We start from the raw sequence: 10,596 nt of genomic DNA, 5'->3' as shown, positions 1-10,596 counted from the left end.
GTCGTACAGGGCTCACCCTGGGGAAACGGACGGTCCAGGCCCAGGAAGACGCTCACGTAACCGGGGTAGAGCATCCCCGGCTCGTCGATGGTCCTCGTGTAGAGCCGCTCGTACGTCTTGTTGAGGTACCGGCCCTTGAGCAGCTCCAGCATCGTGGTGCGGCCGTCGCAGGCGGAGACCACGATGTCGGCGCGGAACTCCCGTCCGTCGCTCAGCCGGACGCCCACGGCCCGGTCGTCCTCGACCAGCACCTCCTCGACCTTGGCGTTGTAGGTGATCTCGCCCCCGAGCCGCCGGTAGCGCTCCTCGACCGACCTCGCCAGCCCGAGCGAACCCCCTTCGGGCACGCCCGCCGTCCCGTTGGCGTGCGACGCCAGCTGGAAGTAGAAGGGGAGGACCGGGAAGGCGGGGTGGTACTCGTAGAGGATGTGGTTGAAGGCGTCGCGCAGCAGCGGGTCGGAGAACCTCGCGGCGTAGTCCGTCATCAGGGTCGTGATCGACTTCCGGATGACGTTGAAGTACGGGACGAACCCCGCCAGCATGCGCCAGCGTTCCAGCCGGCCCATCAGCCCCGCCGGTTTGAGGAAGGGGTAGGCCGCCATGCACGCCTTGAACTTCCGCAGGCCCGCGCAGAATTCCTTGATCGGCTTGGCGTCGGCGGGGGAGAGGCCGAGCAGGTGCGCTTCGAGACGGTCCGGATCGGAGTAGAAGTACACCGCCCGGCCGTCGGGGGCGCGTACGACGTTGAAGACGTCGAAGTTGCGCATCTGCTTGCCCTGCAACGCGCCGAGCTCCAGCCAGATCTGGTGCATCTCGTCGCCGGGGCCCGAGCCGAGCAGCCAGCTGACGCACCAGTCGAAGGTGAAGTCCCCCTTGTCCCAGGCGGTGCAGCAGCCGCCCGGCAGCTCGTGCATCTCGAAGACCTGGGTCCGGTAGCCGTTCATCTGCGCGTAGCAGCCCGTGGACAGGCCGCCGAGTCCGCCGCCGATGACGATCATCGTGTGACGCCGGCCGGACGTCTTCTCACGCCCCACGCGTCTCACCTCCCGTGACCGAGCCGGACGCGCCGACGCGGTCCTGAGCCGGGGCGCGGGTCAGGGCGGCGCGGACCAGACCGGCGTTGTGCTCCAGGTGCCCCGGGTCGAGCATGTCGGCGTGCTCGCCGGAACCGGTCAGCACCTCGGTGGGACCGGTGGAGCCGCCGTGCCAGGAGCCGGGCTCCCCGGGGGCGTACAGGGCGGTCTTGTGCGCGTCGGAGATCACGGTCACGGCGGCGCGTACGGTGCCGAGGTTGGGCGTGCGGGCGCTGAAGCCGATGTAGTCCCTGGCCTGGGCGAGGGTCTCCTCGGCCAGCTCCTCGGACCCGGTGTGCTTGCGCAGGTGCTCGCGCAGCTCGCGCTCGAACTCCGCGAGGTGCTCGTCACCGACGGGGTGGACGGCGGTGACACGGTACGAGTCGAGCACGACGACATCGCGTACCTCGCGCCCGCGGTGCTCCAGCTCCTTGGCGACCTCGAAGGCGAGGTTGCCGCCGAGCGAGTAACCGAGCAGCTCGCAGGGACCCTGTGGCTGGAGGGACTCGACCAGGTCCGCGTAACGGGCCGTCTTGTCGTCACCGGTGAGGTAGTTGAAGGCCACCAGCTCGTACTCCGGCAGCTGAGCGGCGAGGAGCCGGTAGACCAGCCCGTGGCCGCCCGCGGGCGGGAAGCAGAAGACGACGGGTCCGGCGGCGGGGTTGAACCGCAGCCAGGGCTGCGCCCCGGGGAGCCGGCCGGTGACGATGTGCTCCACCGTCCTGGCCATGCCGTGCAGCGTGGTCACCCGGAACAGGTGACTGACCGGGATGGTCAGGTTGAACTCGCTCTGCAGGTGGTGGATCAGTTCGATCAGCTTGACGGAGCTGCCGCCCGACGCGAAGAAGTCGTGCTGGAGACCGACCCGTTCGACACCGAGGACGGCTTTCCAGTGGTCGGCCATCCGGGTTTCGTAGAGCGTCACGGGCGGCTCGTACGGGGTGTCGTCGGGGGCGGGCCGGGGCGCGGGCAGTGCGGCGAGGTCGACCTTGCCGCTGGAGGTGAGGGACAGCTCGGGCAGTTCGGTGAAGGAGGCAGGGATCAGGTGGGTCGGCAGGTGCTCGGCGAGGTGGCGGCGGAGCCGGCGCCAGTCCAGTTCCGCGCCGGGCGCTGCCACGCCGTACGCGCACAGGGTGTTCTCGCCGTGTTCGTCCGGACGTACGGTGACGACCGCCTGGGAGAGCGCCGGCCACTGGGCGAGACGGGACTCGACCTCGCCCAGCTCCACCCGGTGGCCCCGCACCTTCACCTGAGCGTCGGCGCGGCCGAGCAGGTGGACGCAGCCGGCGCTGTCCCAGCGCGCGAGGTCGCCGGTGCGGTAGAGGCGCACGGGCCGGGCACCGGGGCCGCGGCCGACGGTGCGGGTGACGAAGCGGTGCGCGGTCTGGTCGGGGTCGCCGAGGTACCCGGTGGCGACGCCCGTACCGCCGATCCACAGTTCACCCGTGACGCCGGGCGGCACCGGTTCGCCGTGTTCGTCGACGATGTACAGCTCGGTGCCGGGGAACGGCCGCCCGATGGGCACCGTCATGCTCGGCTCCAGGCCGTCGGTGGGCCCTTCGAAGTACGTGCTGTCGATGGTGGCCTCGGTGAGGCCGTAGGAGTTGACCAACCGGGTCTCCGGAGCGCACAGGGCACGCAGCCGGTCGTACTCCTCGACCTTCCAGATGTCGGAGCCCACGATCATCAGGCGCATGAAGTCCAGCCGGCTGCCGTCGTGCTCGCAGTGGGCCAGCAGTCCCCGGACGACCGAGGGCACGAACTCGCCGCAGTCGACGCCTTCCTGACGCATCACGTCGTACAACCGCGCGGTGTTGAACAGCAGCTCGCGTCCGACGAGCACCAGGGTGCCGCCGGAGCACAGGGCGCGCACCAGGTCCCCGGTGAAGACGTCGAAGGAGGGGTTCGCCATCTGCAGGTGGACGGTGACGTCGCGGTCGAGACGGTATTCGGTGCGCCAGGACTCGTACGCCGAGGCGAGGTTGCGGTGACTGACCAGGACCGCCTTGGGGCGGCCGGTGGAGCCGGAGGTGTGGACGACGTAGGCCGGGGCGTCCAGGCCGACGTCGGGTTCGGGGAGGTCCGGGTCTGGCGTGGGCTCCGCGGTCAGGCCGGCCGGAGTGAGCACCCGGCAGGCAAGGCCCGCGAACCGTTCGCCGCCGGCGGAGTCCGTCACGGCCCAGGCGGTGCCCGTGTGCGTGATCAGGGACGCCAGCCGGTCGTCCGGGTCCCGGGGGTCCAGCGGCAGATAGGCGGCACCGGCCCTCAGCACCGCCAGGAGGGTGACGATCAGCTCGGGCGACTTCTCCAGGCAGACGGCCACCACCGCGCCGTCGCCCACACCCAGCTCGCGCAGCCGCCGGGCGAGGGCGCGGCTGCGGACGTCCAGCTCCCCGTAGGTCATCCGCCGGGCGGTGCCGTCCTCACCGGGTGCGGAGACGGCGACGGCCCCGGGCTGCTCGGCGGCGATCCGGCTGACGAGCCGGTGCACGGGCACGTCGGGTACGGCGGTCCGCCGCCCCGCCCCGCTCCAGTCGTCGACGAGCCGCTCGCGCTCGGCCGCCCCGAGCAGTTCCAGCCGGCGGGCCGGCTCCCCGGGGGCCGCGCGCGTCAGCGCGTCGAGCAGATGGACGTAGTGGGAGGCCATCCGCCGCATCGTCTCGGCGAGGAACAGGTCGGTGTTGTACTTGAAGACACAGTGGAAGCGGTGGTCGGACTCGTCCTCGTACACCGACAGGGTGAGGTCGAACTGTCCCTCCTCCTCGGGCAGTTCGATGTACTCCAGGCTGTAGCCGTACTTCTCGGTGGCCACCTTGTGGGTGAGGAGGATGAACATCGCCTGGAAGACCGCGGACCGGCTCGGGTCGTGGGTCAGGCCCAGTTCCTCGACCAGCAGCACGAACGGGTACTCCTGGTGGTCCAGGCCCCCGAGCACGACGTCGCGGACCCGGCCGAGCAGCTCGGCGACGGTCGGCCGGCCGGCCAGGTCGAGGTGGAGCGGCAGCGGGTTGACGAAGTAGCCGTAGACCTTGGCGAACTGCTCCTGGGTACGGCCCGTCACCGGACTGCCGACGATGATGTCGTCCTGCCCGGAGTACTGGTGGAGCAGCAGGTAGTAGGCGCTGATGAGCACCATGAACACGGTGACGTCGTGTTCCCGGGCCAGGGCGTGGACGCGGGCGCTCAGGTCGGCGTCGAGGACGAAGAACTCCGACGCGCCGTTGTGGGTCTGGACGGGCGGACGGGGCCGGTCCGTCGGCAGGGCGAGGGCCGGGATGTCGGCCGGCAGGTGGGCCTTCCAGTAGTCGAGCATCCGCCGGGCGTCGCGGCCGGCGAGGAACTGGTTCTGCCAGTTCAGGAAATCGAGGTAACGGGCGGGGACGGGAGGCAGCTCCGGTGCACGGCCGAGGCGCAGCGCCTCATGGACGGCGAGCAGCTCCTCGATGAAGGTGAAGGTGGAGATCGCGTCGGAGATGATGTGGTGGACGGCCTTCATCAGCACCCAGCGGTCCGGGCCGCGCCGGAACAGGCGCAGCCGGACCAGCGGGTCGTGGGCGAGGTCGTACGGCTTGCGGTACTCGCTGACGATCAGCGCGTGGATGTCGTCCCACGACCAGTCCTGGACGTCGAAGAGCGCGACGTCCGCCCGGGAGGCGGCGTCCTCGGCGGGAGCGGTCTTCTGCACCGGCCGGCCTTGGTCGTGGGTGAAGTTGGCCCGGAGGGCGGGGTGGCGTTCGATCAGGACGCGGAACGCCGCGAACACCATCTCGGGGTCGAGTTCCGCGCGGATCTCGACGGCGCCGCCGATGTTGTAGGCGAAGGCGTCGGGGTTGAGCTGCCTGAGGAACCACAGCGCCTTCTGGTTCTGGGTCAGGGGGTGCAGGCGCTCGTCGTGGAACAGCTCGACGGCGGCGGTGGCCTCGGTGTCGTCCGTGCCCGCCGCGACCTGGTTCGTGAGTTCCTCGTGGACCCGGCCGATCAGGTCACCGACGGGGGTGTTGCCGAGCAGCGCGACGACCGGGAGGGTGACACCCAGGTCGGCCTGGATCCGCGAGCGCAGCTCCATCGCCAGCAGGGAGTCCAGGCCGAGCGCGCCCAGCCCGGTGCCGGGGTCGACCTGTTCGGGCCGCATCCGCAGCACACCGGCGACGACCTGGGTGAAGCGGTCGGTGAGGAGGGCCTCCCGGGCGGCCGGGTCCGTGGCGGCGAAGACGGCACGGAAGGTTTCGAGGGCGCCGTCCCCGGTCGCCGGTGCGTCGGCCCCGTCGGCCGCCGCGGCCAGGTCGGCGACCAGCGGCGGCGGCTGCGGGTACCAGGCGAGGAAGACCGGCCAGTCCACGACGGTGGCGACGAGCAGCTGGGACCGGTCCTGGCCGATGACGCGTTCGAGAACGGCCATGCCCGCCTCGGGGGAGAGCGAGCTCATGCCCCGGCGGGTGCGGTAGTGCTCGACCAGCCCCAGCTCCTCGATCATGCCCGTGGCCCAGGGGCCCCAGTCGATGCTGAGGGCGGGCAGGCCGCGGGCACGGCGGTGGTGGGCGAGCGCGTCGAGGAAGGCGTTGCCCGCGGCGTAGTTGGTCTGGCCCGCGGTGGTCAGCAGAGAGGCGATCGACGAGAAGAGGACGAAGTGGTCGAGCGGCTCGTCGGCGAGATGACGGTGGAGGAGGTACGCGCCGAGGACCTTAGGGGTGTACACGGCCTCGAAAGCCGTCCGGTCCATCTCCGGCAGCAGAGTGTCGCGGACCTGGCCCGCGAGGTGGAACACACCGCGGATCGGCGGCGACTGGCGTCGCCGGTAGCCGGCGAGCCACGCGGTCAGGGCGGTCTCGTCGCCGATGTCGAGCGGGGCGAGCACCGGCTGGGCGCCGAGGGCCTCCAGTTCCTTGAGGAAGCGGATACGGTCGCCGGCGGGGGAGTCCGGGGCGACGGTGTGCCAGTGGTCCCGGTCGGGCAGCGCGGTACGGCCGACGAGGATCAGACGGCGGGCGCCGCGGGCGACGAGCCGACGGCACAGGATCCTGCCGAGGGCGCCGAACGCACCGGTCACCAGGTACGCGCCGTCGGCGCGGAGCCGCAGCGGCAGCGGGCGGGGCAGGCCGGTGACCGGGGCGAGACGGCTCGTGAGGCGGCGGCCGGCGCGCAGCGCGACCTCGTGCTCGCCGTCGGCCGCGGTCACCTCCCGCAACAGGGACTCGGCGTCCGCGGCACGGGAGGAGCCGTCCTCGCCGGTGGCGGGGTCGAGGTCGATGAGCGTGCCGCGGTGGTCGGGGAGCTCCTGCTGGCCCAGGACGCGGCCGATGCCCCAGGCCGGCGCGGACAGCGGCTCGGCCGGGTCGCCGGGGACGACGGCCTGGCCGCCGCGGGTGACGATGTGCAGCCTGCTGCCGGGCTGGTGGGCCGGGAGCGCGCGGGCCAGCGCGACCAGCGAGTAGCCGGCCAGGTCGGCGTGTTGCCGGATGTCGGCCGCCGTGCCGGCCGTGTCCATCGGCGGGAGGTCCAGACTCCACAGGTGCGCGACATGGTCGTACGGCGCCGAACCGTCCGCGCGCAGCTCGGTGAGGAGCCGCTCCAGGTCGGCGGTGGAACCGGGCCTGATCACCGACTCCCGCCGGTCCGGGGCCATGCGGTAGGCCGGGCCGGGCCGCACCAGGTGGCAGCGGCCACCGCGGGCGGTGACCCGGGCCGCCAGTTCGTCGGCGACGCCCTGCCCGTCGGCGAGGACCAGCCAGTCCCGCGGGGGACCGGTGAGCGGGTCGGTGGCGTGCGGGCCGGTGACGGGCGGAGCCTCGGTCCAGGTGATGTCGGTCAGCCAGGAGTCGATGGTGCCCAGGCCCACGGTGGTGGAGGCCGCCTCGACGTCGGCGGCGCGGAACCCGGTGACCCGGCCGAGCGGACGGCCGTCGTCGGCGTGCACCGCGATGTCGCCGACCAGCTCACCGTCCGCGTCGCGGGTGAGGACGGCGTGGGCCCACAGCGGCTGGTCCCCGACGGCGTCGAGGTCCACCTCGCCGATGGAGAGCGGCAGCCGGACCCCGGTGCCCGAAGCGGCTCCGGAGCCCTCGCTCGCGAGGAGCTGGGGTGTCAGCAGCGTCTGGAAGCAGGAGTCGAGCAGGACCGGGTGCATATGGTGGCGGGCGGCGTCGTCACCGATCGGCGCGGGCGGCCGGATGCGGGCGAGCGCCTCTCCGGGACCGATCCACACGTCCTCGATGCCCTGGAACGCCGGCCCGTAGTGGTAGCCGAGAGCGGCCAGCGCCTCGTAACAGGCGGCGCCGGTCAGGTGGCGTGTGCTGCCGCGACGGACCGTGTCGACGTCCAGCCGGGGGAGACGCCGGTGGTGTCCGCGCTGGGCGGAGCATACGGCACCGCGGGCGTGCACGGTCCGCTCACCGGTACCGCTCCGGGAGGCGGTGGCGATGGTGAACTCGGCGTCCTCGCCGCGGAAGGAGAGCTGCACCGGTGCCGACGGGCCGGTGGTGCTCTCGGGCCCGGTCGGCAGGAACAGCGCCTTGCGCAGCTCGATGTCGACGAGGGCGGCGCCGCCGCCGGTCGTCGCCCGGACGGCCTGCGTCGCCATCTCCACGTAACCGGCCGCAGGGAACACCGCGCTGCCCTGGATCAGGTGGTCCCTCAGATACGGCAGGGACTCGACGTCCAGCCTCGCTTCCCAGGTCGGTTCGGCCGTGTCGAGACGGCGGCCCAGCAGCGGGTGGTCCAGCCGGCCGAGCCGGACCCGCTCGACCGGCGCGGGCTCGGTCCAGTACCGGTCGCGCTTCCACGGGTAGCGGGGCAGGGGAACCGGCCGGCCGGTCGGGTGGACGGCGGCCCAGTCGATGTCGAAGCCGAGGTTGTGCAGGGTGGCGAGGGAGAGGGCGAACCGCTCCCGCTCGTCCTCCTGGCGGCGGATCGACGGCACGGTCCGCGCCTCGCCTCCCCGGGCGGCGAGGCATTCGCCGATCGAGTGACCGAGGACCGGGTGGGGCCCGATCTCCAGGAAGACGCCGTGGCCGTCGTCGGCGAGCCGGTCGACGGCGTCGGTGAAGCGGACGGTGTCGCGGACGTTGCGCCACCAGTACGCGGCGTCCAGCTCCGGGCCCTCGGCGTACCGGCCCGCCCACTCCCCGCCCGCGGTCAGGCAGAGGGGGACGCGGGCCGGCCGCGGCCGGAGACCGGCGAGCGCGGAAAGCAGGTCGTCCTTGATGGCGTCCATGCGCGCGCAGTGGTACGGCACCCGGACGGCGAGGAACTTGGCGAAGACCCCCTCGCCCCTCAGAGCGTCGGCGATCTCGGTGAGGTCCTGCTCGTCCCCGGCCAGGGTGAGTGCCGTCGGACTGTTGACGGCGGCCACCGACACACGGCCGCCGTGGGGCCGTAGCCGGCGCAGGGCTTCCGCCTCCGGCAGGCCCACCGCCAGCATGGTGCCGGTGCCCACCAGCTTCTGCTGGAGCCGGCTGCGGTGGACCGCGATCGCGGCGGCGTCCCGCAGGCTGTAGACACCGGCCTCGTAGAAGGCCGCGATCTCACCGGTGCTGTGCCCGACGACGGCGTCCGGACGCACACCGTGAGCGCGCCACAGGGCCGCCAGCCCCATCTGCACCGCGAAGTTGGCCGGCTGGGCCAGCCAGGTCTCGCTCATCCGGGAGTCGGCCTCGCCGGCGGTCAGCTCCTCCACCAGCGACCAGTCGGCGAACTCGCGAAGCGCGCGGTCGCATGCCTCGACCGCCTCCCGGAAGACCGGCTCGGCCTCGAAGAGCTGCCGTCCCATGCCCCACCACTGCGGCCCCATGCCGGTGAAGACCCAGACCAGCCGCCGGTCCTTCGCGGGACGCCGCTGGTCCAGCAGTACGCGGGGGTGGGCCTCACCGCGCAGGTGCGCGTCGAGGGCCTCCTTCAGCGAGGCGGGCGAGTCGTAGACCACCGACAGCCGCGCGTCGAGGTGCTGACGGCGGCGGGCCAGGGTGTAGGCGACGTCGGACAGGGAGGGCGCCGGGCCGTGGGCGCCGGACAGTTCCCGCCGGATGTTCTCGGCGACCTCGGTGAGGAGGGCGGGGTCGCGTGCGGTCAGGGGCAGAACGGCAGGGCCGGAACGCGCGCGGCGCTGCCCCGGCACACCGGCCGTCCCGTCCGCCGGGGCGGCTTCGAGCAGGACGTGCGCGTTGGTACCGCCGAACCCGAAGGAGTTGACCCCCGCACGCGCCGGTCCCTCGTGGTCGGGCCAGGGAACCGTACGGGTGGGGATCTCGTACGGCAGCGACGCCAGGTCGATCGCCGGGTTGATCTCGTCGAGGTTGATGTGGGGCGGGATGGTGCGGTGCTTGAGACACAGCACCGTCTTGATGAGCCCGGCGATGCCCGCGGCCGCCTCGCAGTGCCCGATGTTGGCCTTGACCGAGCCCACGTGGCACCGGGCGCCGGGTGCGCGCCCGATCGACAGCGCGCGGCCCAGCGCCCCCGCCTCGACGGGGTCGCCGACCGGGGTGGACGTGCCGTGCGCCTCGACGTACTGGAGGGAGCCGGGGGTGATGCCCGCCTCGGCGCAGACCCGCTCGATGAGCGCGACCTGGGCGTCGGCGTTGGGGACGGTGATGCCGTCGGTACGCCCGTCCTGGTTGACGCCGCTGCCGATGATCACCGCGTGCACGGGGTCGCCGTCGCGCAGCGCGTCGTCCAGGCGCTTGAGGGCGATCACGCCGACGCCTTCCGCGCGGACGTAGCCGTTGGCCGAGGCGTCGAAGGTGCGGGACCGGCCGTCGGGCGAGAGGAAGCCGCCCTTGGTCTCGGCGATGGTGTACTGCGGGGCACTGTGCAGGAGCGCCCCGCCGGCCAGCGCCAGCCTGCTCTCGCCGCGGCTCAGGCTCTGGCACGCCAGGTGTACGGCCACCAGGGACGAACTGCACGCGGTGTCGAGGGAGAGGCTGGGGCCGCGGAAGTCGAAGCAGTACGAGATGCGGTTCGACACCATCGTCATCATCGTGCCGGTCGCGGTGTGGGCCGTGAGCGTCTCGAAACCGAGGTCGGCGAACTGGAGGATCTTGTAGTCGAGGGTGAAGGCGCCCACGAAGACACCGACGTCCTGACCCGCGAGTTCCGCGGGTTTCTGCCCGCCGTCCTCCAGTGCTTCCCAGGCCACCTCCAGCAGCTTGCGCTGCTGCGGGTCCATATGGGCGGCCTCACGCGGGCTGATGCCGAAGAAGGCCGGATCGAACTCGTCGAATCCCTCGATGTATCCGCCGCGCCCGCCGACCAGTCTTCCGGGCTTCGTCTGGTCCTGGCTGGCGAGCGTCCTGACGTCGTACCGGTCGGACGGCGTCGGAACGATGCAGTCCTTCCCCTGGGAGAGGTTCTCCCAGAAGGTCCGGTAGTCAGATGCTCCGCCGGGCAGCCGGCAGCCCATTCCGATGATCGCGATCTTCTCTCGCGTGGCAGCGCGCTGTAACTCCGACATGGACCTTCCTTGAAACGGCGTGGAGCGATGGGGACAGAGCCGTTGCCGGCGAGGGGCGTGCCGGGCCACACGCTGGAC

2 protein-coding genes are annotated in these 10,596 nt (G+C 72.2%); both read right to left on the bottom strand.

The window, feature by feature from the left end; translation table 11 throughout:
• Positions 1-998, bottom strand: a 998-nt coding sequence (locus J7I94_RS23165) for an NAD(P)/FAD-dependent oxidoreductase (RefSeq protein ID WP_215169576.1), incomplete at its 3' end; no start/stop codon positions are given.
• Between the two features lie 25 nt (positions 999-1,023).
• Positions 1,024-10,518 carry a non-ribosomal peptide synthetase/type I polyketide synthase gene (locus tag J7I94_RS23160; protein ID WP_215169562.1) on the bottom strand — a complete coding sequence of 3,165 codons (9,495 nt, stop codon included), beginning with the start codon at positions 10,516-10,518 and terminating at the stop codon, positions 1,024-1,026.
• Positions 10,519-10,596 lie beyond the last annotated feature (78 nt).

Origin of the sequence: Streptomyces sp. ISL-12 (assembly GCF_018614415.1) — a bacterium.
In the GTDB taxonomy this organism is placed as follows: Bacteria; Actinomycetota; Actinomycetes; order Streptomycetales; family Streptomycetaceae; genus Streptomyces.
The sequence above is the reverse complement of the archived record's forward strand: the minus strand, read 5'-3'. Positions and strand labels throughout refer to the sequence as shown.

Coding starts and splice junctions, on each gene's coding strand:
- J7I94_RS23160 (WP_215169562.1), bottom strand. CDS start 10,518: ATGTCGGAGTTACAGCGCGCTGCCACGCGAGAGAAGATCGCGATCATC.